At 72.0% G+C, this 25,656-nt stretch carries 28 protein-coding genes; 13 read left to right on the top strand and 15 right to left on the bottom strand.

The annotated features are described in order from the left end of the window. Positions 1–2 precede the first annotated feature (2 nt). Complete coding sequence (locus AB0J74_RS27840) at positions 3–1,304, bottom strand: extracellular solute-binding protein (protein ID WP_363452996.1); 1,302 nt, start codon at positions 1,302–1,304, stop codon at positions 3–5. A 255-nt stretch (positions 1,305–1,559) separates the two neighbouring features. On the opposite strand from AB0J74_RS27840, the gene AB0J74_RS27835 reads away from it, so the two are divergent. From AB0J74_RS27835 to AB0J74_RS27825, 3 genes are all read left to right on the top strand, one after another. Continuing rightward, a complete protein-coding gene (locus AB0J74_RS27835; RefSeq protein WP_363452994.1) occupies positions 1,560–3,206 on the top strand; it encodes a glycoside hydrolase family 43 protein in 1,647 nt (548 codons plus the stop codon). 85 nt (positions 3,207–3,291) lie between these two features. Continuing rightward, a complete protein-coding gene (locus tag AB0J74_RS27830; RefSeq protein WP_363452992.1) occupies positions 3,292–4,482 on the top strand; it encodes an endo-1,4-beta-xylanase in 1,191 nt (396 codons plus the stop codon). Next, positions 4,479–5,159 carry a polysaccharide deacetylase family protein gene (locus tag AB0J74_RS27825; RefSeq protein WP_363452990.1) on the top strand — a complete coding sequence of 227 codons (681 nt, stop codon included), beginning with the start codon at positions 4,479–4,481 and terminating at the stop codon, positions 5,157–5,159. Before AB0J74_RS27830 ends, AB0J74_RS27825 begins: the two co-directional genes overlap by 4 nt. Before the next feature lie 26 nt (positions 5,160–5,185). Here the strand turns inward: AB0J74_RS27825 and AB0J74_RS27820 are convergent, their stop codons facing one another. Then, positions 5,186–6,244: an amidohydrolase family protein gene (locus AB0J74_RS27820; RefSeq protein ID WP_363452988.1), complete on the bottom strand. Its 1,059-nt coding sequence runs from the start codon at positions 6,242–6,244 to the stop codon at positions 5,186–5,188. A 17-nt stretch (positions 6,245–6,261) separates the two neighbouring features. Between AB0J74_RS27820 and AB0J74_RS27815 the strand changes: the two genes are divergently transcribed. Beyond that, entirely contained in the window at positions 6,262–7,617 is a 1,356-nt protein-coding gene (locus tag AB0J74_RS27815) for a glutamine synthetase family protein (RefSeq protein ID WP_363452986.1), read from the top strand. On the opposite strand, the gene AB0J74_RS27810 is transcribed toward AB0J74_RS27815, so the two are convergent. Continuing rightward, positions 7,611–8,141 carry a helix-turn-helix domain-containing protein gene (locus AB0J74_RS27810; RefSeq protein ID WP_363452984.1) on the bottom strand — a complete coding sequence of 177 codons (531 nt, stop codon included), beginning with the start codon at positions 8,139–8,141 and terminating at the stop codon, positions 7,611–7,613. The two genes, AB0J74_RS27815 and AB0J74_RS27810, sit on opposite strands and share 7 nt — an antisense overlap. Before the next feature lie 109 nt (positions 8,142–8,250). On the opposite strand from AB0J74_RS27810, the gene AB0J74_RS27805 reads away from it, so the two are divergent. Then, positions 8,251–9,252, top strand: a complete 1,002-nt coding sequence (locus AB0J74_RS27805; RefSeq protein WP_363452982.1) for an SDR family NAD(P)-dependent oxidoreductase — start codon at positions 8,251–8,253, stop codon at positions 9,250–9,252. Here AB0J74_RS27805 and AB0J74_RS27800 read toward each other — a convergent pair. The 3 genes from AB0J74_RS27800 to AB0J74_RS27790 form a co-directional block, all read right to left on the bottom strand. Further along, the gene (locus AB0J74_RS27800) at positions 9,189–9,659 is read right to left on the bottom strand and encodes a hypothetical protein (RefSeq protein WP_363452980.1); all 471 of its coding nucleotides are present in this window, start codon (positions 9,657–9,659) and stop codon (positions 9,189–9,191) included. The two genes, AB0J74_RS27805 and AB0J74_RS27800, sit on opposite strands and share 64 nt — an antisense overlap. Before the next feature lie 112 nt (positions 9,660–9,771). Further along, positions 9,772–10,944 carry a Pecanex-like protein 1 gene (locus tag AB0J74_RS27795; RefSeq protein WP_363452978.1) on the bottom strand — a complete coding sequence of 391 codons (1,173 nt, stop codon included), beginning with the start codon at positions 10,942–10,944 and terminating at the stop codon, positions 9,772–9,774. 41 nt (positions 10,945–10,985) lie between these two features. Then, on the bottom strand, positions 10,986–11,882 hold the full coding sequence (locus tag AB0J74_RS27790; protein ID WP_363452976.1) for a DUF4142 domain-containing protein: 897 nt from the start codon (positions 11,880–11,882) through the stop codon (positions 10,986–10,988). Positions 11,883–12,157: 275 nt separating this feature from the next. Here AB0J74_RS27790 and AB0J74_RS27785 point away from each other — a divergent pair, with 275 nt between their 5' ends. After that, on the top strand, positions 12,158–13,051 hold the full coding sequence (locus AB0J74_RS27785) for a ferredoxin (protein WP_363452974.1): 894 nt from the start codon (positions 12,158–12,160) through the stop codon (positions 13,049–13,051). Further along, positions 13,048–14,346: an FAD-dependent oxidoreductase gene (locus AB0J74_RS27780; RefSeq protein WP_363452972.1), complete on the top strand. Its 1,299-nt coding sequence runs from the start codon at positions 13,048–13,050 to the stop codon at positions 14,344–14,346. Before AB0J74_RS27785 ends, AB0J74_RS27780 begins: the two co-directional genes overlap by 4 nt. 75 nt (positions 14,347–14,421) lie before the next feature. Here AB0J74_RS27780 and AB0J74_RS27775 read toward each other — a convergent pair whose 3' ends face one another. The 3 genes from AB0J74_RS27775 to AB0J74_RS27765 all read right to left on the bottom strand — a co-directional run bounded on the left by AB0J74_RS27775 (position 14,422) and on the right by AB0J74_RS27765 (position 16,646). Beyond that, positions 14,422–14,850, bottom strand: coding sequence for a hypothetical protein (locus AB0J74_RS27775; protein ID WP_363452970.1), 429 nt, complete (start codon positions 14,848–14,850; stop codon positions 14,422–14,424). 72 nt (positions 14,851–14,922) lie between these two features. Beyond that, positions 14,923–15,576, bottom strand: coding sequence for a response regulator transcription factor (locus AB0J74_RS27770; RefSeq protein WP_363452968.1), 654 nt, complete (start codon positions 15,574–15,576; stop codon positions 14,923–14,925). After that, positions 15,573–16,646 carry a histidine kinase gene (locus AB0J74_RS27765; RefSeq protein ID WP_363452966.1) on the bottom strand — a complete coding sequence of 358 codons (1,074 nt, stop codon included), beginning with the start codon at positions 16,644–16,646 and terminating at the stop codon, positions 15,573–15,575. Before AB0J74_RS27765 ends, AB0J74_RS27770 begins: the two co-directional genes overlap by 4 nt. An 80-nt stretch (positions 16,647–16,726) precedes the next feature. Here AB0J74_RS27765 and AB0J74_RS27760 point away from each other — a divergent pair, with 80 nt between their 5' ends. Together AB0J74_RS27760 and AB0J74_RS27755 are read left to right on the top strand one after the other, a co-directional pair. Beyond that, positions 16,727–17,638 carry an ATP-binding cassette domain-containing protein gene (locus tag AB0J74_RS27760; RefSeq protein ID WP_363452964.1) on the top strand — a complete coding sequence of 304 codons (912 nt, stop codon included), beginning with the start codon at positions 16,727–16,729 and terminating at the stop codon, positions 17,636–17,638. Continuing rightward, positions 17,635–18,411, top strand: a complete 777-nt coding sequence (locus AB0J74_RS27755; protein WP_363452962.1) for a hypothetical protein — start codon at positions 17,635–17,637, stop codon at positions 18,409–18,411. The genes AB0J74_RS27760 and AB0J74_RS27755 overlap by 4 nt, the downstream gene beginning before the upstream one ends. Before the next feature lie 43 nt (positions 18,412–18,454). Here the strand turns inward: AB0J74_RS27755 and AB0J74_RS27750 are convergent, their stop codons facing one another. Then, positions 18,455–19,831 carry an alpha/beta hydrolase domain-containing protein gene (locus AB0J74_RS27750; protein WP_363452960.1) on the bottom strand — a complete coding sequence of 459 codons (1,377 nt, stop codon included), beginning with the start codon at positions 19,829–19,831 and terminating at the stop codon, positions 18,455–18,457. A 94-nt stretch (positions 19,832–19,925) separates the two neighbouring features. Beyond that, complete coding sequence (locus AB0J74_RS27745; RefSeq protein ID WP_363452958.1) at positions 19,926–20,492, bottom strand: QsdR family transcriptional regulator; 567 nt, start codon at positions 20,490–20,492, stop codon at positions 19,926–19,928. A gap of 97 nt (positions 20,493–20,589) precedes the next feature. On the opposite strand from AB0J74_RS27745, the gene AB0J74_RS27740 reads away from it, so the two are divergent. Continuing rightward, positions 20,590–21,390 (top strand): IclR family transcriptional regulator, encoded by an 801-nt coding sequence (locus tag AB0J74_RS27740; RefSeq protein WP_363452956.1) that lies wholly within the window; start codon positions 20,590–20,592, stop codon positions 21,388–21,390. 73 nt (positions 21,391–21,463) lie between these two features. After that, positions 21,464–21,589 (top strand): hypothetical protein, encoded by a 126-nt coding sequence (locus tag AB0J74_RS27735; RefSeq protein WP_363452954.1) that lies wholly within the window; start codon positions 21,464–21,466, stop codon positions 21,587–21,589. Here AB0J74_RS27735 and AB0J74_RS27730 read toward each other — a convergent pair. After that, the gene (locus AB0J74_RS27730; RefSeq protein ID WP_363452952.1) at positions 21,586–22,455 is read right to left on the bottom strand and encodes an MBL fold metallo-hydrolase; all 870 of its coding nucleotides are present in this window, start codon (positions 22,453–22,455) and stop codon (positions 21,586–21,588) included. The genes AB0J74_RS27735 and AB0J74_RS27730 overlap by 4 nt on opposite strands. Positions 22,456–22,560: 105 nt before the next feature. On the opposite strand from AB0J74_RS27730, the gene AB0J74_RS27725 reads away from it, so the two are divergent. Beyond that, on the top strand, positions 22,561–23,265 hold the full coding sequence (locus tag AB0J74_RS27725) for a spermidine synthase (RefSeq protein ID WP_363452950.1): 705 nt from the start codon (positions 22,561–22,563) through the stop codon (positions 23,263–23,265). Here AB0J74_RS27725 and AB0J74_RS27720 read toward each other — a convergent pair. The 3 genes from AB0J74_RS27720 to AB0J74_RS27710 are packed head-to-tail and all read right to left on the bottom strand — an operon-like array spanning position 23,244 to position 24,507. Continuing rightward, positions 23,244–23,561: a hypothetical protein gene (locus tag AB0J74_RS27720; protein WP_363452948.1), complete on the bottom strand. Its 318-nt coding sequence runs from the start codon at positions 23,559–23,561 to the stop codon at positions 23,244–23,246. The genes AB0J74_RS27725 and AB0J74_RS27720 overlap by 22 nt on opposite strands. Continuing rightward, complete coding sequence (locus tag AB0J74_RS27715) at positions 23,558–23,755, bottom strand: hypothetical protein (protein WP_363452946.1); 198 nt, start codon at positions 23,753–23,755, stop codon at positions 23,558–23,560. Before AB0J74_RS27715 ends, AB0J74_RS27720 begins: the two co-directional genes overlap by 4 nt. A gap of 14 nt (positions 23,756–23,769) precedes the next feature. Beyond that, the gene (locus AB0J74_RS27710; RefSeq protein WP_363452944.1) at positions 23,770–24,507 is read right to left on the bottom strand and encodes a GntR family transcriptional regulator; all 738 of its coding nucleotides are present in this window, start codon (positions 24,505–24,507) and stop codon (positions 23,770–23,772) included. A 130-nt stretch (positions 24,508–24,637) separates the two neighbouring features. On the opposite strand from AB0J74_RS27710, the gene AB0J74_RS27705 reads away from it, so the two are divergent. Further along, positions 24,638–25,633, top strand: coding sequence for a Gfo/Idh/MocA family oxidoreductase (locus tag AB0J74_RS27705; RefSeq protein WP_363452942.1), 996 nt, complete (start codon positions 24,638–24,640; stop codon positions 25,631–25,633). Positions 25,634–25,656: the final 23 nt, after the last annotated feature.

Here is a 25,656-nt window from a genome sequence, read left to right as displayed (position 1 = left end):
CGTTACTGGCTCTTCGCCACCGTGGTGATGTCCTTGACGACCTGGTCGGCCTTCTTCGAGCCGGCGATCAGCTCGGCGACGCTGTCGTTGACCTGCTGGCCCACGGCCGGCGGGTAGGCCTGGTCGAGGTAGAGCTGGAACCCGGTGGCGCTGGCCAGCGTCGACGCGACCACCTTGCTGGTCTCGTCCTTGATCGAGTCGGCGGCGTCCTTGTTGGTGGGCAGCACCGCGCCGGTGGCCGCGGAGCGGCGCTGGTGTTCGACGTCGAGCAGGGTCTTGAGCAGGTCGAGGGTCGCCGGCGGCGCGTTGCGGCCGACCGCGAACCCGTTGCCGCCACCGAACGCGTCGGTGGGCTTGCCCTTGCCGCCGTCGACCGCGGGGAAGGTGAAGAAGCCGAGCTTGTCGCCGATGCCCTTCTTGCTGGTCGAGGAGCTGGCCTGCACCGAGGGTGCCCACTGGCCCATCAGCTCCATCGCCGCGCGGCCGTTGCCCATGGTCGCGGCCTGGCCGTCGGGTGAGCCGTATTCGGCGCCGAGGAACCCCTTCTGGAACGGCTGGAGGTCGACGAGTTCCTTGAGCCGCTCCCCCGCGGCGACGAAGTCGGGTGTGTCGAAGTTCTTGTCGGTCGCGGCCCGCTGCAACGCTTCCAGGCCGCCGATCCGCATCGCCAGGTAGGCCCAGTAGTAGTGGCCGGGCCATTTCTCCTTGCCGGCCAGGGCGATGGGCACCGTGCCGGAGCCCTTTATCTTGGTGACAACGGTGAGCAGTTCGGCCCAGGTGGTCGGCGGTGCCGTGACGCCGGCCTTGGCGAAGAGGTCCTTGTTGTACCAGAAGCCGATCATGCCGATGTCGAACGGGACGCCGTAGATCCGGTCCTCGATCGTGTAGGGCTGCATCGCGGCGGGCAGCAGCGTGCCGACCCATGGCTTGACGTCGTCGGTGATGTCCTTGACCAGGCCGGCGTCGACCTGTTGCTGGAGCACCCCGCCGCCCCACGACTGGAACAGGTCCGGCGGCGAGCCGGCCTGGGTGGCGGTGGTCAGCTTGGTCTTGAACGCCTCGTTCTCCAGTGGCTGGATCGCGATCTTCACGTTGGGGTGCGCGGTCTGGTACTCCTTGGCCATCGCCGCCCAGACCGGCAGCATCGGCTCGGTGTTCTGGATGTGCCACCAGTTGATCGTTTGTGGACCGTCGGCCGCGGCCGAGCCACCGTCGTCGTCGTCGCCGCAGGCGCCCAACAGGACCGCGCCGGCGCCGAGGCCGGCCAGTCCGAGCAGCGATCTGCGGGAGAGGTGCGCTGTCATGTGCCATCCCTTCGAGGAAATCCGGATCTTCGGATGCCGGCCGCAGCCGGCGGGACGTGCAGGAAACGCGGTGCCGAAACTTTCGGATCGATGCCGATAGTTCTTCCGGTATGGCGGGCAGGTTACGACGTGCGCAACTGCCGGTCAAGGAACTGTCTAATCTCGATGTGAGCCATTACCGTGTTCGGGGAGTTCGCCCATATCGGGGCGACCGGCTTCCGGAAGTCACCGGAAGCGGACCCGAAGGAGCTGCCCATGGCGACCGAGACCGCAGCCACCGCAACCGCCGCCCGGTCGATCCGGAACCCGGTCCTGCGCGGCTTCAACCCGGATCCGTCGATCCTGCGCGTGGGTGGCGACTACTACCTGGCCACGTCGACCTTCGAGTGGTACCCGGGCGTCCGCGTGCACCACTCGCGCGACCTGGTCAACTGGCGGACGCGCGGCGGCATCATCACCGACCGGCGGCTGCTCGACCTGCGCGGCGCCGGCGACTCCAATGGCGTCTGGGCGCCCGACCTGAGTTACCACGACGGCCGGTTCCACCTGATCTACAGCGACGTCGCCAGCTTCGCCAGCGGCTACTGGGACCCGCAGAACTTCCACACCAGCGCGCCGTCGATCGACGGGCCGTGGTCGGACCCGGTCCGGCTGCACGGGCGCGGTTTCGACGCGTCGCTGTTCCACGACGACGACGGCAGCACCTGGCTGCTGAACCTGAGCGCCGACTGGCGACCGGGCCGGGACCGGTTCGGCGGCATCGAGATCCAGCGCTACGACCTGGCCGAGCGCCGACTGGTCGGCCAGGCCCGGCCGATCTTCGGCGGCACCGCCGCCGGGATGACCGAGGGACCGCACCTCTACCGGCACGACGGCTGGTACTGGCTGGTCACCGCCGAGGGCGGCACGAGTTGGGAGCACCAGGTCACCGTGGCGAGGTCGCGCGACCTGTTCGGACCCTACGAGGCCGATCCCGAGGGCCCGCTGCTGACCTCGCTGGGCCGCCCCGACCTGCGACTGCAGAAGGCCGGCCACGGCAGCCTGGTGCGCACGGAGGACGGGCAGTGGTACCTGGCCCATCTCACGGCCCGGCCCGCGACTCCGCTCGGCAACTGCGTGCTGGGCCGGGAGACGGCCATCCAACGGGTCGACTGGGCGCCCGGGGGCTGGCCGCGGATCGAGGGCGGCATCCCCGCCGACGAGGTCACCGCGCCGGGCCTGCCGGCGCACCCGTGGCCGGCCGAACCGGCGACCGACGATTTCGCCGGGCCCGACCTCGCGCCCTGGTGGTCGACGCTGCGCCGGCCGGCCACGCCGGACTGGGTCGACCTGACCAGCCGCCCCGGCCACCTGCGGGTGCGTGGCGGCCAGTCACCGGTGGGCCGGCAATGGCCGAGCCTGGTCGCCCGCCGGGTGGGTGCCGAACACTGCGCGCTGTCAGCCGTGGTCGAGTTCGAGCCCGGCGACCACCGGCAGCTGGCCGGCGTCACCGCCTACTACAACTCGCGCAACTGGCACTTCTGCTACCTGACCCGCGCCGACGACGGCCGGGTGGTGCTCGAGGTGCTGACCAGCGACCGTGGCCGGCTGCGCGCCCACCCGGAGGTCACCGTCGACACCGGTGGTGCCACCCGGGTCGGAATCCGCGCCGCGTTCGACGGCCCGGTGGTGCGGTTCGCCTACGACCTCGGTGTCGGCTGGCGCGAGCTACCGGTAACGCTGGACGCCACCATCCTGTCCGACGAGCATGCGGCGCAGGTGGTCGACGGCGAGCCGGCCGCGTGGGGCTTCACCGGGGCGTTCGTCGGGCTCTGGGTGCAGGACCTGGGCGCCGAGGGGGTGCACGCCGATTTCGCCGAGGCCACCTGGACGGAGGGAACTTCCGGAACTCTTTTGGATTGACGCGGGACAATCTGGGCCGTTATGTTTCGGCAAAGTTACGGAACTCGATCCGTAACTATCGGCGTCGCTCGCGATAGGAGCGCACATGAAGCTGAAACGATGGCTCGCCGCCAGCGCGGTCGTGCTGGCGACCGCCGCCGTCGCGGGCACGCCCGCCACGGCGAGCCACCCGGTCGACCCGGCCCAGCAGAGCCTGCGCACGCTGGGCCTGCGGCATGACCTCTACATCGGCACCGCGGTCGACATGGCCGCCCTCGCCGACACCGCCGACCCGCAGTACCGGGCCACGGTGTCCCGCGAGTTCTCCACCGTCACGGCCGAGAACGTGATGAAGTGGGAATCCCTCGAACCCACCCGCGGCACCTACAACTGGGCCCCGGCCGACGAACTGATCGCCTTCGCCAAGCGCAACAACCAGCGGGTCCGCGGCCACGTCCTGGTCTGGCAGAACCAACTGCCGGCCTGGCTCACCGACGGCGTCAACGACGGCTCGATCGACGCGGCCGAGTTGCGGCAGATCCTGCGCGACCACATCACCACCGTGGTCAAGCACTTCAAGGGCAAGATCTGGCAGTGGGACGTGGTCAACGAAGCCGTCAGCGACCCGTGGGACAGTCCGCCGACCCTGCACTACAAGGGTTTCTGGGCCGAGCACCTCGGCGACGGCTACATCGCCGACGCGTTCCGCTGGGCCCGCGCCGCCGACCCGGGCGCCCTGCTGTTCTACAACGACTACAACATCGAGGCGTTCGGCTCCGGCGACCCGGCCGACGACAAGACCCAGTTCGTCTTCGACATGGCCAAGGCGCTGCTGCGCGACGGGGTGCCGATCGACGGCATCGGCAGCCAGGGCCACCTCGGCACGCAATACGGCAACTACGACACCTTCCAGGTCGCCGCGGCGCTCAAGCGCTTCGCCGGGCTGGGCCTGGCCACCGCGTTCACCGAGGTCGACGTGCGCAGCCAGATGACGGCCGGCGTGCAGGCCGGCGACTCCAACGAGATCAACCCCCGGCTGCAGGCGTCGGCCGGCAACTACAGCGTGCTGTTGCGGGCCTGTCTGGCCGACCGGCACTGCCTCTCGTTCACCGTCTGGGGTTTCACCGACAAGCACTCCTGGGTGCCCACCTGGTTCACCGACCCGCCCGAGGGGTTGGCCACCATCTACGACGAGAACTACCAGCCCAAGCGGGCGTACCAGGAGATGAAGGCGGATCTGATCTACAGTGGACGGCCGTACGTCCTGCCCCGCATACCGCAGAAGCCGCGCCGATGAGGCGCGGGTTGGTCGCCGTGCTCGGCGCGGTGGCGCTGGTGCTCGGCGTGGCCGGCACCGCCGACGCGCACGGGCGGGTCAGCGCCGACATCGTCGACTCGGCCCGCGGGCACGGCAACGTGGTCAGCTTCACCTTCGACGACGGCCCGAACCCACCCGACACGTTGCGGCTGCTCGACGTGCTGCGCCGGCACCACGTCAAGGCGGTGTTCTGCCTGTGGGGCGACCACGTCGTCGAGCACCCCGAGGTGGTGCGGGCGATCGTGCGGGCCGGGCACACGCTGTGCAACCACAGCATGCACCACGACGACCTGAGCACCTGGACGCCGGAACAGATCGCGGCCGACCTGCGCGAGACCAGCGCCGCGATCCGGCGGGCGGTGCCACACGCCCGGATACCCTATTTCCGCGCGCCGTTCGGCGCCTGGGGTGCCAGTGCTGACGTGGCGGCATCGCTCGGGATGCGGCCGCTGGGCTGGCGGTTCGACATCACGGACTGGGAACCGCCGGGCACCGACGTGCTGGTCCAACGCCTCCTGGACCGGCTCACACCGGGCGCGGTCGTTCTGATGCACGACGGCGGCGGCGACCGGAGCCAGACCGTCGAGGCCGTCGACCGGGTCATTCCCGTGCTGCGCGCCCAGCGCTGGCGGTTCACGCTGCCGGAAGGCTGCTGAACCGCGGTGAGAAGGTGGAAGGGGCCCTATCGGCCAGGGCCCCTTCCACCCACCGCCGGGTAGACCCGGTGCGCGTTCTCGGTCGTCCGCCGGGCCAGGTCGTCGCCGGCCGCCTCCCGGAACAGCGCGGCGCCGAGGAAGTGCAGTTCCGGCAGCGCGAACCCGTCCGACGAGTAGAGGAACTTGCCGTAGGGGCACAGCTCCAGCGCCTCGGCGAGCACCGCACCGGCTCGCGCGCCGACGTTGTGGGTGGCCAGGCCGAGGTCCATGTGGACGGTCGGGAACACCTGCGCCAGATAGCCGGCGTGCCGCTGGAACGGATAGCAGTGCAACAACAACACGGGTACGCCGGTCGCCTCCGTGGCCCGCAGCCACGGAGCCAGCAGCAGCGGGTCGCAGGCGCGCAGGTCGACGTCGCGGTCGCCGAGCCCGGTGTGGAACTGCAACGGCAGCCCGGTGTCCAGCGCCGCGAAGGCCAGGAACCGGTGCAGCGTCTCGTCGGCCAGGCGCCCGCCGCCTGCCGCCAGCCAGCGGCCGGCAGCCGTGCGCACCTCCCCCGCCGACGGCCGTCGCGCCCCCAGCGCCAGTCCGACCCGGTAGGCGGCGACCGATTTGAACGCCATCGTTCCCGGCCGGCCGGCCGCCTCGGCCAGCGCGGCCCGGACGGCGTCCGCGAAGCCCTCCGCGGACGCGCCGGCCAGGCTCTCGGCCACCGCCTCCAGCCGGACCACCTCGTAGGCGGCCGCGCCGGCGGCCGCACCCAACTCGGTCGGTGTCGTCAGCGGCTCGGGCGTGAACCCGGTGTCGACCAGCATGGCCGCGAGCCCCGCCGCGTGCAGCAACCGCCGCCCGACCGCCGCGTGACCGAGGTCGGCCCGCCGCTCCAGATACGCTTCCGGCGTCGCGGTCGGGGCCAGGTCGAGCAGCGGGAAACAGAGCCGGCGCAGCGCGTCGCCGAGCGCCGAGTCGAACAGCGTCGTGCCCGGCGCGGGCCGCTGCGCCTCGGTGAGCCACCCCTCGAACCCGGCACGGTCAAGATCGCGCCGCACGACGCCATGGCAATGGTGGTCCACCAGCAGCTCCACCGTCCTAACCTAAGTCGGTGGACGCCAGTGATCGCGACCGCCGGGCCGCGCAGGCCCGGGAGGTCGCCGACCGGCTCGCCGGCGAGGGTGTCGAAGGCGTGGCCCTGACCTGGGTCGACACCTCGGGCATCACCCGGGTCAAGGCGGTGCCGCTGGCCCGGCTCGCGCACGCCGCCGCCTGGGGCGCCGGCGCCGCCGCGGTCTTCGACGCGTTCCTGGTCGACGACGGCTCGGTACGCGGCCGGTACGCCGGCGGCCCGGTCGGCGACCTGCGGCTGCACCCCGACCTCGGGCGGGTGGTGACGCTCGCGGCCGCGCCGGGCTGGGCCTGGGCGCCGGGTGACCGCTTCGACCAGGCCGGCTCGCCCCATCCGCTGGACGCGCGCTGGTTGCTGCGCCGGGAGCTGGACCGGCTCGGCTCCGGCCTCGCCGTGCTGGCCGGGTTCGAGATCGAGTGGTGCGTCTCCCGCGGCCCGGGCGACGAGTTCGTGCCGGCGACCACCGGGCCGGCCTACGGGATGACCCGGCTCGTCGAGCTCGCGCCCTACCTGCGGGCGGTGCTGGCGGCGTTGACCGCGCAGGGCGTGGTGGTCGAGCAGATCCATCCGGAGTACTCCCCCGGCCAGTTCGAGGTGGCCGTCGCGCCCGCCGACCCGCTGGCCGCCGCCGACACGGTGGTGCTGGTGCAGGAGACGGTGCGGGCGGTCAGCCTCGCACACGGCCTGCGGGCGACGTTCGCACCTAAGGTGGTGGCCGGCCAGGTGGGCAACGGACGGCACGTGCACCTGAGCGTGCTGCGCGACGGCATGACCGCGATGTCCGGCGGCGCCGGGCCGTTCGGCCTCGACCGCGCCGGCGAGGCGTTCGCGGCGGGCATCCTGGCCCGGCTGCCCGCGCTGCTGGCGCTGGGCGCTCCGTCGGTCGCGTCCTACCTGCGCCTGGTGCCGTCGCAGTGGGCCAGCGCGTACGCCTGCTGGGGTCTGGAGAATCGGGAGGCGGCGCTGCGGCTGGTCGCCGGCGAGTCGGCCAACGTCGAGGTCAAGTGCGTCGACGCGGCGGCCAACCCGTATCTGCTGCTGGCCGGCCTGCTCGCCGCGGGCCGCGCCGGCATCGCGGCCGGCGCCCGGCTGCCGGATCCGGTGGCCGACGACCCCGAGGCGCTGCCGCCCGGCGAGCGGGCGGCGCGCGGCATCGACCGGCTGCCCGCCACGCTGGCCGCGGCGGTGGCCGAGTTCGAGGCCGACGAGGTGCTGGGCGAGGCGCTCGGTCCGGCTGTGGTCGACACGGTCGTGGCAGTCAGGCGCGGCGAGATCGCCCTGTTCGACGGCGCTGGTGACGAGGCGGTGGTGGCCGCGACCCGCTGGCGCTACTGATCGGCGACGCCGCGCAGGAGCAGCCCGATCAGCCGGGTCGCCAACTCCCGTTCGCGCTCCTCCCCCGCGATCAGCGTGATGCCGCCGAGGGCGAGCAGCACGTCGTCGGGGTCGACGCCGGGCCGCCCGGCGCCGGCGTCGAGCAGTGTCGCGATCGCGGTGCGGAGCAGTTCGCGGATGTGCAGCCGGTCATCGTCGGCGCGCAGCGCGCCGATCATCGCCCGCTTCGTGGCCATGAAGTCGACGAACCGTTCCATCCAGGCGGTCAGCGCCTCGACCGGCGGCATGGTTTCCAGCAGGTCCGGCGCGGCGGCGCAGAGCCGGGCCACCTCGCTGCGGTAGACGGCCTCGACCAGGTGCTCCCGGGTCGGGAAGCGCCGGTAGAGGGTGCCGATCCCGACGCCCGCCTCCCGGGCGATGGCCTTCAGCGAGGCGTCGGTGCCCTCGCGGGCGAACGCCGCCGCGGCGACCTCGAGCAGGCGGTCGTGGTTGGCGCGGGCGTCGGCGCGCAGCGGTCGGGACACGGCGCTCCTTCGAGCGGTGACGCGGGTCACTGGATAACCGGAGCCGGGTCCGCTTACCTTAGACGGAGCCGGGTCCGGTTAGAGGTTAGCTCGGCAGGAGGAGGAACCCATGATCACCACTCCGTTCGGCGCCACCTCGACCGCTGCCGAGGTGCTGGCCGGGGTCGACCTCACCGGTCGCCGCGCGATCGTCACCGGCGGGTCGTCGGGCATCGGCGTCGAGACCGTCCGCGCGCTGGCCGGCGCCGGTGCCGAGGTCACCCTGGCAGTCCGCGACGTGGCCGCCGGCGCCCGGGTCGCCCGCGACGTGGCCGCCAGCCTCCGCACCGCCCGCGACGCGGCGGCCGATGCCCAGGTCACCCGCGCCGCGGCGGCCGATGGCCGGGTCGCCGACGAGGTCGGGCGGCTGGCGGTCGCGCCGCTCGATCTGGCCGACCCGGCGTCGGTGGCGGCGTTCGTCGCGGGCTGGTCCGGGCCGCTGCACATCCTGGTCAACAACGCCGGGATCATGGCCACCCCGCTGCTCCGGACGGCGCGGGGCTACGAGTTGCAGTTGGCCACCAACCATCTCGGGCACTTCGCGCTGGCCACCGGCCTGCACCGCGCGCTGGCCGCGGCCGGCGACGCCCGGATCGTCGCGGTCAGTTCGGTCGGGCACGTCAACGCGGGCGTCGACTTCGACGATCCCAACTTCGAACGCCGGGCGTACGACAGATGGGTCGCTTATGGACAGTCAAAGACGGCCAACATCCTGTTCGCGGTCGAGGCGGCGAAGCGCTGGGCGGTCGACGGGATCACCGCGAACGCACTGAACCCGGGCCGGATCACGAGCACCAACCTGGGCCGGCACATCGGCGACATCGGCAGCGCGCCGGCGTCGTTCGATCCGGCCAGCACCGACGTGTCCTGGAAGGACGCCGCGCAGGGCGCCGCGACCTCCGCGTTGCTGGCCGGCTCGCCGCTGCTCGCGGGCGTCACCGGTCGCTATTTCGAAGACTGCCAGGAGGCCGGGCCGCACCGGCCGGGCGTGCGGCGGGGCGTGGCCGGCTACGCCCTCGACCAGGAGGCGGCAGCCCGGCTCTGGCGGCTGTCCGTCGACCTGGTCGCGTAGAGCGGTGCCGGGCTGCTGTCCCACATGGGCATCGTCCAGACCAGTCCGGCGGCGCTGGCGGCCCGGCGCACCTCGTCGAGGAACAGCGCGACCCGGCCGGCGATCCGATCGAGGTCGGCCGGCCCAAGCAACGGGACGGCACCGCCGCGGGTGATCGCCAGCACGCAGGGACGGTGGGCGACCCGGCGGATCGGCTCGGGTGCGCGGTCGAGGTGGGTCAACATGACCGGGACGATCAACTCGGCGGCCATCGCCGACCAGTCCGGGTTGGCCCGCAGGCCGCGGTGGGTCAACGCCCGCAACGCGCAGCCGTCGCCCGTCAGCCGGGCCGCGAGATAGCCGCGGGCGGTCGCGTCGAACCGGTAGACGCCGGTGAGCTGGCGGATCCGTACCGAGCCCTGTTCCATGATCTTCCCCTTCGGGACCGTTCACGGTGGACGGTGACAACCGCGGAGGCCGGGCATCGGGGAGGAGTTCCGATGCCCGGCCCTGTGCCGCAGCGGTGCTGCTTGGTGGTGACTACCGGGTGACGATGACCCGGACCGAGTCCATCGCGGGAATCTGGTTGGCCCGCGCCATCATCGGGATCCGGTGGGAGCCGTCACCAGCCCATGCGGCGCACTGCGCGACACCGGGGGCAGCCAGGCCAGGGGTGATCGTCACGGTCACGGTGTCGGGCGTACGACCGCCCTTGCCGTCTTCGACCGCCTTGAAGAAGGCCGGCACCGGCGCCGATTCCTGCGCGTTGCGGCCGCTGAGCAGGCGGCAGGCCACGTGGAAGTGGCCACGGACGATGCCGTCCTCGGTGAGGAAGGAGCTCTCCAGGTAGTAGCCGCCGGCCGCCGCACCCAGGAACCGGTCACGGACGATGTTGCGGGTGCTCACCTGGATGTCGAACGCCGTGTTCATCCGGACGCGGGCGGGTGCCCGGCTGATCAGCAGCTCGGGGTTGTCGGCCTCGGCGCCGACCTCGCCCATCTGGGTCTCGACGCACTTCGGGCCGCCCTGGAAACCGTCGTGGATCGGGAAGTCGCTGCCCTCACAGGTGCGGCCGAGCGGGACGAGCGGCGCCGCGGGCGGCGCGGTGGTCGGCGAGGTGGTGCCGCCGGTGCCGGTGCCGCCGCTGGTGCCGGTGCTCGGGGTGCTGCCGGTGCCGGTGCCGCCGCTGGTTCCGGTGCTCGGGGTGCTGCCGGTGCCGCCGTTGTTGCCACCGGTGCCGGTCGTCGGTGCGCTGGTGGCCGGCCGGCAGCGTCCGCTGCGCCGCTGCTCCGCAGCCGCCTTGGCCTGCGCGTCGGCCTTCGCCTTCTCGTCCGCGGCGATCTTGGCGATCGCGGCGGCCTTCTCGTCGGCGGCCTTCTCCTCAGGGGTGGTAGCGGTCGCGTCGGCGGCGTCGCCCGTGGGGGCCGCGGTGTCCGTCGCGTCGGCCGCGGTCCCGTCGCCGGCGGCGCCGGCGACCTCGCCGGCCGGGGCGTCGGCCGGGGGCTTGGCGGCCGGGTCCGACTCACCGACGTGGTCGTGCGCGCTCGCCGAGGCCGCCGGGGGACACACCGGCAGGCTGTTGTTGTTGCGACCCCGCCAACTGCCCGCGAGAGACACCTGGGTGACCGCCACGAGGCCGGCGAACACCGCCAGCGTCGCGAACACGGCGATGAACCGCCGGTTCTTGCGGGGGGCCTGCCTGGTTCTGGTCATTGCGTGACACCTTCCATGTGGACACACACCGGTGCGGTTTGTTATCGGGGACGGACTACGCGAATCGTGGTGATGCCGCCGGCGACGACGGCGAGGCCGAGCACAACCCAGATCACCATCGGGTTGACGCCGCTCTTGATGTAGCCGGCGGGAGCGACGACAGCATCGGCAGGCTCGGGCGGCAGCGCGAGATGCTGCCAGTCGACCAGGTCGGTGCTTTCGAGCAGAGTGAGGTGCGTACCCACGAACTGGTTGGACTGTTGCGCCAGTTCGCGGACGACGTCGTTGCGGGTGCCGGCACGCACGTCCGCGATCACCGAGAAGACCTTGCCGTGCGCGGCGCGCAGGCGGTCGACGAAGATCCGGTCGAACTGGGCGCCCGAGGCGTCCTTCATCTCACCGAGCCAGTACTGCTGGTCGGCGTTGGGCTCGTTCGGCAACTGCACGCCGAGCTTGGCGGCCGCGTTGCGGTCGAGTTGGTCGAGCACCGCATGCTGCTCCGAGATCATCTTGCCGATCTCGCGGACCCGCGGGCTGGCGCCCTTCTTCACCGCCATGTCACCGGCGGGCTGCTCCCAGAGGCCGGCGAGCCGGACCTTGACGACCAGGTCGATGTCGGCGGGACCGAGCGGGCCGTATTTCCCGTCCTTGGAAACGGCGACGTCCGGTGGCACCGGGACCGGCAGCGGCGGTGCCGGCGCCTGATAGAGCGACGAGCTCTTCATGACGTCGCTCATCACCGTCATCGCCGCCATGTGCTCGTCGAAGCTCATGCCGGCCATGTTGTGGCCGCCGTGCCCGCTGTCGCCGCCGGCCGCCGTGGGCGCCGCGGCTCGGTAGTGGCCGTTGGCGAACGCCGCGGACGCCGGCACCAGCGTCACCAGGGACGCCACGGCCAGCACTCGCAGCCCCACTGCGACCAGCTGCCGGACCTTCACTCGTCACTCCTCCGGGTCGGCGGCCGTAGCCGCGCCTCGACACGAAGGAGACGATAAACGCATGTCAATTAGAGATGGCTTAAGTGAAGGAATCCTTAGGCCGCGCCTAAACGGAATTTATAGTTCGCCAACCGACCGTCCGGTGACCGTTCCACAGCGTGTTGGCCACGGAAAACTACCCCCGAAACGCGCTACCTGACCAGATTGACAATTCGACGTGCCGCACCATACTTGCGTTGTCCCCACTTTCCGCCACGAACAACGGAGGATCGGCCGTGCGCAATGCGCAGCAGAGCGTCCACCTCGTCGCGGCCACGGTCGGGTTCCTGTCGCTCTTCCTGCTCTGGCTGGCGGTCCTCTGGGGACTGATGCTCCGCAACGGTTGGGCGCAGAGCCGGATCAAGCACGCAACGGTCTACGGCATCCATCAGACGATCGCGCTGCTCGGCGTGATGCTCGGCGTCGTGCACGGGTTCACCCAGCTCGCCGGGCCGATGGGTGTCGTCAAGCTGGTCGACGTGGTGGTGCCGTTCACCAACCCGTACGACCCGGTCGGCATCGGCGTCGGCGTGATCGCGATGGAACTCTTCGTCGCCTGCACCCTGTCGGTGCTCATCCAGAAGAAGCTCGGCTACACCCGCTGGCGGGCGCTGCACGCGTTCAACTACGTGGCCTACATGTTCCTGGTCGGCCACGTGCTGCTGTCCGGTTCGGACATGGCCGCGGGCGTCCGCTGGGGCGCGGTGCTCGGCTCCTTCGGCATCACCGTGCTGCTCTGGGTGACCACCACGCAGTGGTTCCTCAACTGGCGCCAGGAACGCACGAACCGGCGCAACGACCGCGTCGGGGTCGGCGACGAGCTCCTGGTCAACGTCGACGGCACCAGATGCGCGCGGTTCGGGTTCTGTGAGCACGAGGCGCCCAAGGTGTTCGCCCTGCGTGGCGACGGTCGCCTGGCCTACAAGGCGACGGTGCCGCCGGACCTGGCCAACGACGTGATCAGAGCCGTGGAGGTGTGTCCGGCGCGGGCGATCCAGCTGCACCGGACCGCGACCACGGTGGTAACGCAGAAGAACGAAGAGCCGGCCGAGCAGCCTTTGACCGGCCCCACACGGATTCCGGCGGGCTCGGGCGCCGGTCCACGTCGACGTAGCAGGGGAGACCGATGACGCGGCGGTTCAGGCGCGCGGACTACGGCCGGATTCTGATCGTCGGAACGGGACGCGCTGGCGTCGCCGCGGCCGAAGAGTTGCGGCGCCAGGGCTTTCCGGGCGAGATCGCGATGCTGGGTGCGGAGAAGGAAGGCCCGTACGACCGCCCGTCGTGCTCCAAGGGCATCCTGACCGGCCACAAGCGCCCGCAGGACACCCGCATGCCGTTCCACGACGACGACCTGACCTGGTATCTCGGCCGGCGCGCGGTCGACCTCGACCCGGACGCGCACCGGGTGGAGACCGACACCGGCGAGTCCTTCGCGTACGACGGCCTGGTCATCGCCACCGGCTCCTCGCCGAGCATGCCGAAGTGGGCCGCCGACCCGGGTGTCCACCTGCTGCACGACCTGGAGCACGCCTGGGCGCTGCGGCGCGCACTGCGCGACGCCGAGCGGGTCATCATCGTCGGCGGCGGCATCACCGGCAGCGAGGTCGCCAGCGCCGTCCGCTCGATGGCCCGCAACTGCGTGGTCATCGACTCCAAGCCGCAGGTCATGGCCCGTGCGCTGGGCGAAGAGGTGGGCAACTACGTCACCGACGTGATGCGCGAGGAGGGCGTCGACTTCCGCCTCGGGCACCGGGTGCGCACCGCCAACCGGTTCCGGCAGGGCTGGGTCGTCCAGCTCGACGACGGCGAGAACCTGACCGGCGACATCGTGGTCGCCACCACCGGCGGCCGGCCCGACACGGCCTGGCTGGAGAGCACCGGCCTGGACCTGTCCAACGGTGTGGCCTGCGACGAGACCCTGCGGGTGATCGGCCTCGACGACGTGGTCGCCTGCGGCGCCGTGGCGAGTTGGCCCAACCTGCGCTACGGCACGAAGCCCCGCAAGGCCGAGCACTGGATCAGCTCGCTGGAGCAGGGCCGGGGCGCGGCGCGCACGCTGCTCAACGACGACGGCGAACCCGGGCCGGTCACGGTCATCCCGCGGTTCTGGACCGAGCAGTGGGGCCTACGCATCCAGGTCTGCGGCGAGCTCGACCCCAACGGCGAGGTCGCGATCAGCGAGATGAAGCGGCACCGGCGCGACACCGCCCGGGCCGGCGTGGTGGTCGGCTACCACCGCGACGACCGGCTGGTCGGCCTGGTGTCGGTCAACGCGGCACACGCGTTCACGTCGCTGGCCCGCGCGATGATCGCCACTCCGCTGCCGCCCATGCAGGCCGTGCCGCTGCCGCTGCACACCGAGACGCCGCAGCGCGTCGAGGTCGCCGAGCCCGCTCGGCGCCGCCTCGCTTCGGTGGCCTGAGGCAGCATTTAAGGCAAAAATAAGCAACGGTAAAGGTCGGCCGGAGCGATTCGCTCCGGCCGATCTCTATTTGCGTCAGTGGTGCCCGTGGTGGTAATAGTCCGCGCGCCGCCAGAGCATCGCCGCGAGCATTGTCACGAACATCAGCACATGGCCGCCCATCATCAGGGCGTCGCCGGAAATCGCACCGAAAGAATACGGAACGAGTAGGACCAGGAACGGTGCGTACATGGCGGCGACCATCTCGGCGATCCGGGCCCAGCTGTGCCGGCGGATGGCCATCCACGCCGTCATGCCGACCGACATGTTGGTCGCCATGACGAGGGCGTCGGCGGCCGGGTGGTCGGCCAGGCCGGGCAGCGCCATCGACCAGAGCGGGCCGAGGGCGAACATGCCGACCAGCATCGAGACGACCATCTCGACGTAGTGCGCCGCGAAGCGGAGATGACCCTTGAGGTTGGCTCGGACTCTGTCGGCCCGGCGGGCCGCTGCGGTGGTGGTCATGGCGTCGATCGTGCTGGCGTGACCGGTTCACGCGCAGGTGCCGAAGGTCATGCCACGGGTCATGACCCCGGCTCAGAGCAGGCCCAGGCTGCGCGCCCGCAGGGCGGCCTGGGTGCGGTCGCGGGCGCCGAGCTTGCCGAGCACGTTGGTCACGTGGTTCTTGACCGTGCCCTCGGCGAGGAACAGCGCGGCGGCGATCTCCCGGTTGCTGTGCCCTTCGGCGAGCAGCCGGACCACCTCGAGTTCCCGGTCGGACAGGGGCACGACCAGCGGCTGCGGGCGGGGTTGACCCTCGTCGGCGGGCAGCGCGGCGATCCGGGCCACCACCTTGGCCGCGACCGACGGCTGCAGCACCGACTCGCCGCGCGCGGCGGCCAGCACCGCCTCCGCCAACCGGGCCGACGAGACGTCTTTGAGCAGGTAGCCGACCGCACCCGCGCGCAGCGCCGCGAACACGTCGTCATCGTCGTCGAACGTGGTCAGGGCGATCACCCGCACGCCCGGGTGTGCGGCGCGCAGCCGGCGGGTCGCGGCGATGCCGTCGAGCACCGGCATCCGCAGGTCCATCAGGACCACGTCGGGACGCAGGTCGGTGACCCGGTCGAGTGCCTGGGCGCCGTCGCCGGCCTCGCCGACCACCTCGACATCGGGGCGTACGCCGAGCAGCATCGCGAGGGCCTCGCGGAACAGTGCCTGGTCGTCGACGAGCAGCACGCGCACGGTCATCCGGGCACCTCGACGCGCAGCGTGGAGCCGGTGCCGGGCAGCGACTCGAGCGTCATCCGGCCGCCGACGTGCGCGGCCCGCTCGCGTACGCCCAGCAGCCCGTAGCCGCCGCCCTCCCCTGCGGTGCCGGCGCCGTCGTCGCGGACCTCGAGCCGCACGGCGGCCGGCTGTGAATAGTCGAGGAGCACCTCGGCGCGGCTGGCCCGGGCATGCTTGCGCACGTTGGTCAGGCCCTCCTGCGCGGCCCGGAACAGCGACTCCTCCGCGTCGGCGAGCAGGGCGCGGACCGCACCGGTGACGCCGACCTCGGTCGGCACGCCGGCCGCCGACGTCTCCGCGGCCAGCGCCCGCAGGGCCTCGGGCAACGGCACGGCGGGCTGGGGTTCGCGCAGCGCGCTGACCGAGCGGCGTACTTCGCGCAGCGCCTCCTCGGCCTGGTCCTGCGCCTTGGCGAGCACCTGGTCGGCCTGCTTCGGCTGGCTGGCCAGCACCGCGCGGGCCGCCTTGATCTGCATCTGCACCACGGTCAGCGCGTGCCCGAGGCCGTCGTGGATGTCGCGGGCGACCCGGTTGCGCTCCTGCGCGGCGGCGAGCCGCTCGACCTGCAGGGCGTACTCGCGCAGTTTGGCCCTGGCCGCCTGTTCGCGGACCAGCAGCTTGGTCAGCACGGCGGCGAAGACGGCGGCGGCGAGCAGGCCCAGGCCCTCGCGCAGGCCCTCGGCGAAGGCCATGCCGGCGTGGAAGAACGGGACCAGGGCGACCACGACGGCCACGGCGGGCAGCGGCAGCAGCAGGGTCGTCTGGCTGACCAGCACGACCAGCAGCAGGGTGGCGCCGACGTTGGCGCTGGCCTCGACGAACACCGCGCCACCGAGCAGGAACAGCAGGACGACGTACGCGTAGCGCGGCCAGCGTTCCGGCCGGCGCTCGACGTAGCCGAAGCCGAAGGTGGCCGCGAGCAGGAACGCGACGGCCGGGCCGAGCGAGGCGACGGACCGCTGGTCGGCGGCGACGTCGACCGCCAGGGTGACGAATGCCGCGACGGTCAGCGCGGCCAGGGCCCGTCTCACGCCACCACTCTCGGCTCTCAGCGCGCGCACAGCAACCCTCGGCGATCCTGCGTGCACCCACCACTCGTTACGGAGCTTTCATGATCACCGCTACCGGCCTCGGGAAGCGATACGGCGACAAGGTCGCCGTCGACGACCTCTCGTTCGAGGTCCGCCCCGGCACGGTCACCGGCTTTCTCGGGCCCAACGGGGCCGGCAAGTCGACGACCATGCGGCTGATGCTCGACCTCGACCGGGGCACCGGCGAGACCCTCTTCGACGGCCGGCGGTTCGACACGATCCGCCATCCGATGCGCGAGATCGGCGCGGTGCTCGAGGCGCGGGCGGTGCACCCGACCCGGACCGCCCGCAACCACCTGCGGATGCTCGCCGCGGGCAGCGGCATCCCGCCGGCGCGGGTCGACGAGGTGCTCGAGTTCGTCGGCATCGCCGAGGTGGCCCGGCGCCGGCCGAAGGGCTTCTCGCTGGGCATGGCGCAGCGGTTGGGACTGGCCCAGGCGCTGCTCGGCGACCCCGGCACGCTGATCCTCGACGAGCCCGCCAACGGCCTCGACCCGCACGGCATCCACTGGTTGCGCGACGTGCTGCGCGCGCTGGCCGGCGAGGGCCGCACCGTTTTCGTCTCCAGCCACCTGCTCTCCGAGGTGTCGCTGATGGCCGACCGGCTGGTCGTGGTCGGCCGCGGCCGGATGATCTACAACGGGGATGTCGACGGCTTCGTCCGCGAGTTCACCCAGTCGACGGTGCTGGTCCGCGGCCCGAACGTGGCGGCGCTCGCGGCCGCGTTGCGCGATGTCGCGGGCGTGAGCACGGAGGCCCTCGGCGCGGACGGGTTGCGGGTCGCGGGCACCGACGCGGCGGCGGTCGGCGAGGTCGCGTTCCGGGCCGGGGTGATGCTGCACGAGTTGTCGACGGCGACGGCGTCGCTGGAGGCGGCGTTCATGACCGCGACCGGCGACGCCGAGGAGTACGTCGCGCAGGCACCGGCATGAACGACGCGCTGCGCTTCGAGTGGACGCGGTTGCGGACGCTGCGGTCCACGTACGCGCTGATCGGGTCGGCCCTGGTCCTCAACGCGGCGATCGCGTTGCTGGTCGCCTACGCCACCCGGCACGAAACCCCGGTGCACGACGTGGTCGTCGCGGTGGTGACCGGCGGCGGTGCGAACGCCCCGGTGCCGTTGGCGGTCGTGTTCCTCGCCGTGCTCGGCATCTTCGCGTCGGGCCACGAATACCGCTACGGCACGATCCAGCCGACCCTGACGACGGTGCCGCAGCGGGTCCGGCTGTTCACCGCCAAGCTGCTGGTCGTCGCCACGACGGCGCTGGTCGTGACGGCGGCGTCGATCGTGCTCAACATCGCCGCGACGCTGCCGTTCTGGGAGCGGCCGCCGAGCCTGTCGGATGTGACGGTGCCCGGCTATCTGCTGCTGGCGGTGCTCTGGTCGGTGCTGGGCGTGGCGCTCGGCCAGTTGCTGCGCGGTGTGCCCGGCGCGTTGGTGGTCATCCTGGTCACCCCGATGATCGTCGAGCAGCTGATCTTCCGGCTCTCGTTCGTGCCGGCACTGGACTGGCTGGCCCCGGCGGTGAAGTTCCTGCCCTTCACCGACGGCCTGCAGTTGATCAGCGCCGCGGGCGAGACCTCGGGCGGCTCGGCCGACGAGGTCGACCTGTTCACCCGCTGGCCGTCGGCCGCCGTGTTCATGCTCTTCGTGGCGGCCGTCGTGGTCATCGCCGGCACCCTCTTCAAGCGGCGCGACGCGTGAGCCCCGGCCCGGCGGCACCGCGTTGGCGCCGCCGGGCCGGTCCTCAGTGGCCTACATCGGAACCCAGCGCCTCGCGCAGGTTGGCCGCCGCGTCGGCGGGCTGGAGGTAGCCGGCGACGACGTTGCGTACGTCGGTGGCCACCACCCGAGCGACGTAACCCACGTGGGTGCGGTAAAGGCCGTCCAATGTGGCCTCGTCGAACGGGCGGTAGGTGCCGAACAGTAGGCAGAACGACTCGCCCGCGTTGTCGCCCGTGTTCAGCGCCGTCGGCACGTCGACCTGGGACAGCCGGATGCCGCCGCGGACCAGGCCCAGCGCGTCACGGGCCTTGGTGCCGTCCGGGTTGAAGACGATCGGCGGCGCGGTCGGCGGCGGCGTGCCGCGTCGCACCCAGCGCTCCAGATGGGCGTACGCCGCCGCCGTCACGTGTTGCACCGGCACCCGGCTGAACGGCGGCTGCGCGCAGTTGTAGACCGGCGCGGCGCCCAAGTCGCGCTCCTGGATCGGCGCCCGGTAGACCTGACCGTTGTAGCCGCTGTGCGCACCGCCGGCCACCTCCCACCGACGGAACATGTCGGTGTCGGCCGGCCGCACCGGGGTGCGCACATCGGTCTCGGAGAGCACCTGGAACACCGGCTCGTCACCGACCCGGGTGGGCGCCGCACCGACGATGAAGCCGTAGCCCGCGTACACCGGCTGCACCTGGGGCAGCACCCGGTCGTAGTAGACGGTCATCCGCGACGCCGACTGCGAGGCGCCGATGGCGAGCACCGTCGTGGCCTTGAGCCGGCCCAGCGGTGCGACGCCGCGGGGATCGGCGATGGCCTGCCCGGCCTGGGCGAAGATGTCGTACGAGAGTTCGTCGGCCACCCATTGCCGGCCGCCGGTCACGTCCAGCCTGCCGTAGCGGGTCGGGCTCCAGCCGCGGAGCTGGTCGACGCCGACCCGTTGCGCCGAGACACCCACCCAGGCATAGCCGGCGCGGGTGGTCGCCTCGGCGTTCCACAGCGCGTCGAGGTCATAGCCCGCGGTGACGTTCTGCCACTCGACCAGCACGGTGCCGTTGAACTTCTTGGCGCTGGCGGGCCGGCGCACCACGAGCCGGGTCTGGTAGGGCACGTCGGTGGCGACCCGGTTGCCGGTGGTGTCCCAGCCGTCGGCCACGCCGGAGAGGTAGAACTCCTGCTCCACATAGCCATGCCGGGCCAGGTCGAAGGGCGTCGAGAAGAAGGGGTACGTGTCGGCTAGGTCGGTGGCCAGCCGGTCGCCGGGCACGGTCCCCGGGATCGGGCCGTGCACCGTGGGCCGGGAGATGGGTTCGCGGCCGTCGGGCGGCGCGGCCTGCCCGGGTGCGGCGGAGAGCAGGGATGCGAGCAGTGCGGCGACGGCAAGGACGGCGCGGCGCCATGGAGAGGTCATAAATGCTCCTTCGGCTCTGGCCGCACCATAAATCGCCGTCGATGTGACCGGCTACCGGCCCGCGCGAAGCTGAGACGGCCGTCGCAGACGGGGTTCAGCAGGCCTCGAGCACCGCGCGGGCGGCCCGCTCGGCGGTGGCCGGGTCGGCCCGGCGGCCGCTGATCAGCTCGGCGTAGAGGGCCGACTCGATGATCCGCACGTAGAGGAAGGCGGCGCCGTCGAGGTCGCCGGGCGACCATCGCGGGTCGGCCGCGGCGGCGGCGAGGATGCCCTTCTGCGCCTCGACCACCCGGGCGTGCACCCCGCCGGCCGGCGTGAACAGCACCCGCACGGCGGTCGCCGGCTCGGCCCGCAGGAAGGCCCGGAACGCGGTGGCCTGCCGCAGCAGCGCGGTGAACCGGCGGGTGGTCTCCAGCACGCCGTCGAGGCCGGGCGCGGCGGTCTGCTCGCGGGCCCGGGCCAGCGTGCGCTCGCCGAGCCGCCACAGCACGTCGCCGAGCAGCACGTCGCGCCCGTGCACCACGCGGTATAGCGTGGCCCGGCTCACCGACAAGCTGTCGGCGAGCCCGTCCATGTCCACAGTGGCGTGCCGCAGGAAGAACGCGCAGCCGCCCTGGATCACGCGCTCCTGACTGACCACCCGCCGCGCAGGCCTCGGCATGCCATCGACGATAACCCCCAGAACTCGAAGATCGTGGTGGGCCCGTCGCGGCGCCGGCTCTACCCCTGTTGACGTCGCTACGCTACGTTCCGATGCTGTGAGTGTGACCATCGCGCAGAGCCTCGACCAGTCGCCCGATCCGCGCACCGTCAACGGGATCGAGCGCGCCCTCGACGTGCTGTTGCTCTTCTCCCGGTCGCGCGAGCCCAGCCTCGGCGTCACCGAGATCGGCCGGCGGCTGGGCCTGTCGAAAGCGGTCGTGCACCGCATCCTCACCACGCTGTGCAGCCGCCAACTCATCGTGGCCGACGAGTCCAGCCGCCGCTACGTGCTCGGCCCGGCGTCGCTGGCCCTCGGCCGGGCGTTCCTCGACCGGGTCGACGTGCGCGACCTGGCCCGCGAGCCGATGCGCCGGCTGAGCGCCGCGACCAACGAGACCTCGACACTGTCGATCCGGCTCCGGCACAGCCGGGTCTACCTCGATCAGGTGACACCGCACCGCGACGTGAAGATGGAGGTGCAGGTCGGCGCCGCGTTCCCGCTGCACGCGGGCAGTTCGTCGAAGGCCTTCCTGGCGTTCCTGGCCGAAGACGAGCGCGAGGCCTACCTCGAGTCGGGGCCGCTGCAGGCGCTCACCGACCACACCGTCGTCGACCCCAACTTCCTGCGCGACGAACTGCGGGTGATCCGGGAGCGCGGCTACGCGGCCTCGTTCGGGGAGCGCCAGGCCGGCGCGGCGTCGGTCGCGGCGCCGGTGTTCGACCACGAGGGCCGGCCGGTCGCGGTGATCAGCGTCTGCGGCCCGGTCGAACGCGTCCGCACCCGGGTCGGCGAGATCGCCCAACTGCTGCTGGCCGAGGTTCGCGAGCTTTCGACCCGGCTCGGCCACACCGGCTAGTCGCACTGGTATCGACCGGATCCGGCACTGGCGGCTCGACGCGGACTACGAGGCCGGTCCGACGTTCCGGATCGTGCAACTGACGCCGCCGGGTTCGGCATGTTCGGTCCGGCTCGGCCGCGGGGTCACCTCGTTCACCGACCCGGACGGCAACGGCTGGCTGCTGCAGGAGATCAGGGAGCGCCAGCCCGGTCGCTAGTGCCGGTCGGGCGGGCCGGACGAGGCCGAGCGCTTCGCGGCCTCGGCGGAGTGCCAGAGCATGGCGCGGTTGATCAGATCCGGGTAGCGGTCGAGCATCGTCTGGTAGAGCTGCACGGCGTCGTCGGTGCCCCGATCGGCGGCTTCCCAGTCGCGTAGGTAGCGGCGGGTGAACTCGATGCTGCCCGGGTCGTCGGGCGCGTCGGGCCGCTTGTGCCCGGCGACGACCGTCTTGGGATGCAGGTCGTCGAGCGTGTCCAGCGCGTCGAACCACTCCGCGAGCCCGTCGGCGCCGGCTTCGGACAGATACGGGTGCGCGCCGTTGTAGACGCTGTCGCCGGCGGTGACCAGACCGATCGAGGGCGCGTGCAGCGCGGTCGAGTTGTCGGTGTCGCTGTGCCCGAGCGGCACCACGACCAGCTCCATGCCCTCCAGCTCGATGATGTCGCTGTCGAGCGGGTCGGCCACGACGGGATCGCCGATCTGGTCGGGGAAGGCCACCCGCCAGTACTCGTCGAGCCAGGGCTCGGCGGCCTGTTTGCGCATCACGTCGACCACGCCGGGGGTGGCCACCAGCCGGGCGTCCGGGAAGCGCTCGAGCAGGCCCGCGGCGCCGAAGAAGTGGTCGCCGTGGCCGTGGGTGATGTAGATCGTGTTGAGGTGCTTGCCGGACTCGTCGACCCAGTCGGCCAGGGCCTGCCCTTCGCTGTCGGTCAGCAACGCGTCGACCAGCACCGCCTCGCGGTCGCCGTGGATCAGTGTCGCGGTGGTCGGGGAGAACATCTCCCGTTTCTCGCCGGCGGGAAGGTCGGCGGACACCACCGGCTTCGCGGGCGCGACGAACGTCTCGTACGAAAGTGTTGCCATGACGACTCCCCGGGTCTTCGACACCTTTCACCTACGCTTGCACCGATCACCGCGCGCCGTGGCCGAACGGGGTGCCTCACGCAACGCGCGAGTAACGGGAGACGCATGAGTCCGCGATTCGAAGAGCTGGCCTGGCGGCAGACGCCGATGGGCGAGATCAGCCTGCGGCGCCGGTGGGACCCGACCGTCGAGCAGGACGTGTACGAGGTCAAGCTCGGCGACGAGTTCCTCATGTCGAGCCTGTTCACGGTCGCCGAGATCGAACTGGCCCGGCTCGGGCTGGCCGAGGTCGCCGGCGAGGATCTGGACGTGGTCGTCGGCGGTCTCGGGCTCGGCTACACCGCCCGCACCGTCCTGGAGGACCCGCGGGTGCGGTCGCTGGTCGTCGTCGACGCCCTCGACGAGGTGATCGCCTGGCACCGCCGCGGTCTGCTCCCCTTCGCCGCGCCCGTCGTCACCGACCCGCGCAGTCGGCTGGAGCACGGGGACTTCTTCGCCCTGACCGCGCTGGGTGAGCAGCGTTTCCATGCCGTGCTGGTCGACATCGACCACAGCCCTCGTCACCTGTTACACGAAAGCCATGCGGGCTTCTACACGGCCGACGGGCTGCGGCGGCTGGCCGGTCACCTGCACCCGGGCGGCGTGTTCGGGCTCTGGTCCAACGACCCGCCCGACGACGCGTTCACCGGGCTGCTGCGCGCGGTCTTCGGCACCGCCCGGGCGGACGTCGTCGCGTTCGACAACCCGCTGCAGCGGCGGACCTCCACCAACACGGTCTATCTCGCGGGTCAGGGCATCCCGGAGTCGTGATAGTGGGCGGCCATCCAGCGCTCCCGGTCGCTGAGCCGCGACCACGGCACGAGGGTGACGATCGTGCGGTGCTCGCCGACCGGGCACCACTGCACGCGCATCGGGCCGAGGCGGATCGCCTTGAAGGAGATGCCGGGTATCCAGGTCGTGGTGAACACATGGCCCTCGCGGCAGCGGACCGGCGCCTCGAAGCGGCTCGTGTCGACCTTGCCCGTGCGGGCCAGGAACACCAGGCCGACGACGGCGAGACCGACCACGGAGGTCAGCAGGAACACCACGACCGCGTGCTCGTTCACCGTGCACCGGGCCGTCGTGCCCGGCGGGCGGCCAGCACCAGCAGGCAGGTGGCGGCCAGGCTCACGAGGAGCGCTACGACGAAGCCGCTCCACCGGCCGGGTGCCGACAGCCCGTGCCGGAAACCGTCGACGGCCATGGCGATCGCGGCCAGCCAGACGACGGCGACGAAGCCGAGCAGCGCGTACGCCTTCATCGGGTCAGCTTAGGTCAGCGTTCGTCGATGGTCACGTCGATGCGGTAGTCCTGCGCGCGGTAGCAGTGGTCGCCGTACTCGACCGCGACCCCGTTGGCGTCGAAGGCACTGCGGGTCATCGTGAGCACCGGCTCGGCGGCCTTGAGACCGAGGTTGCGCCGCTCGGCCGCGGTCGGCATCCGCGCGGCGATCTCCTGGTGTGCGACCACGGGCCGGATGCCGCGGGCCCGCAGCAGCGCGTAGAGCCCCTGCTCCTCCAACTGCTCGCGGGTGATCCCGGCGGCGCGCGGCGGCAGCCAGTTGCGCAGGATCGCCAGCGGCTGGTTGCCGGCCGACCGAAGTCGCACGATCGAGAGCAACTCGGTGTCTGGCGGCAGGTCGAGCTCGGCCGCGACCCGCTCGTCGCGCACCGGCTCGTAGCCCAGGACACTGGTCGCCGGCCGGCCCGCGGCCCGGTCGAGGTCGTCGAAGAGGCTGGTCAGCCCGGCCCGGCGGTGCACCTTGCGGTTGGCGACCGTGGTGCCCAGCCCCCGGCGGCGCAGCAGCAGCCCCTGCCCGACCAGCTCCTGGATGGCCCGCCGGACGGTCGGCCGGGACAGGTCGAGCCGCTCGGCGAGGGCGATCTCGTTCTCGAAGGGGTCGCCCGGCTGCAGGCGGCCGTCGTCGATCGCCGCGCGGAGCTGCTCGGCGAGCTGGTGATAGAGCGGCACGGGCGACGACCGGTCGATCGACACGCCCACCTGGATCGCCATGCCCGCACTTTACCCGCCTGCGCTCACGTTGACGTTACGTAAAAATGTTGGAACAAATGCTTGACGCCATATTTACGTACGTGCACGCTACCTAGCAGATCCGACATCGGCGACGGAACGGGTGAACGCCATGCGCATCGGCCTGGTCGGAGTGGGACGGATCGGCGCCTTCCACGCCGAAACGCTGTCGTCCCTGGCCGACCTCGTGGTCACCGACGCCAACCTGCCCGCCGCCCGCGCGCTGGCGGCGGCGCTCGGCGTCGCGGTCGCCGACGGCACCGCCGCGCTGCTCGCGTCAGGCATCGACGCACTGGTGATCGCGGCAGCCACCCCCGCCCATGCGCCCCTGCTGACCGCGGCCGTCGCGGCCGGCGTGCCGACCTTCTGCGAGAAGCCGGTCGCGGCGACCCTCACCGAGACCGTCGCGCTGGCCGCACTCGTCGAGGGCAGCGGCGTGCCGGTGCAGATCGGCTTCCAACGCCGCTTCGACGCCGCCTACCGCCGGGTGCGCGAGGCGGTCGTCGCCGGCGACCTGGGTTTCGTGCACACCATCCGCGCCAACACCCACGACCAGGCGCCGCCGCCGGCGGCCTACATCGCGACGTCGGGCGGCATCTTCCGCGACTGCTCGGTGCACGACTTCGACATCCTGCGCTTCGTGACGGGCCGCGAGGTGACCACGGTCTACGCGACGGGCGCCAACAAGGGCGAGCCGTTCTTCACCGCCGCCGGCGATGTCGACACCGGCGCCGCCCTGCTGACGCTCGACGACGGGACGCTGGCACTTGTCTCGGCGACCCGCTACAACGGCGCCGGCCATGACGTGCGCATGGAGGTGCTCGGCTCCGAGGGTGCGCTCGCCGTGGGCCTGGACGACTCGCTGGCCCTCACGTCCGCCGAAGCAGGCGCCGCCTTTCCGCCCGGGCCGCGACACTGGTCCTTCATGGACCGGTTCCGAGCGGCCTACCAGGCCGAGCTGGCCGCGTTCGTCGAGGTCGCCCGCGGGGACGTCCCCTCACCCTGCACGGTCCGCGACGCCCTCGCCGCGTTCCGCGTCGCGGAAGCGTGCGAGCTGTCCCGCGCAGAACGGCGGCCGGTCGCCCTCGCCGAGATCAAGGGAGCGTGACGTCGCGCCCGCCCCCCTTCCCG

Source organism: Asanoa sp. NPDC049573, from assembly GCF_040676615.1.
Taxonomy (GTDB): domain Bacteria; phylum Actinomycetota; class Actinomycetes; order Mycobacteriales; family Micromonosporaceae; genus Asanoa.
Note: the sequence above shows the minus strand (reverse complement) of the source record. Positions and strands in the feature narration are given on the sequence as shown.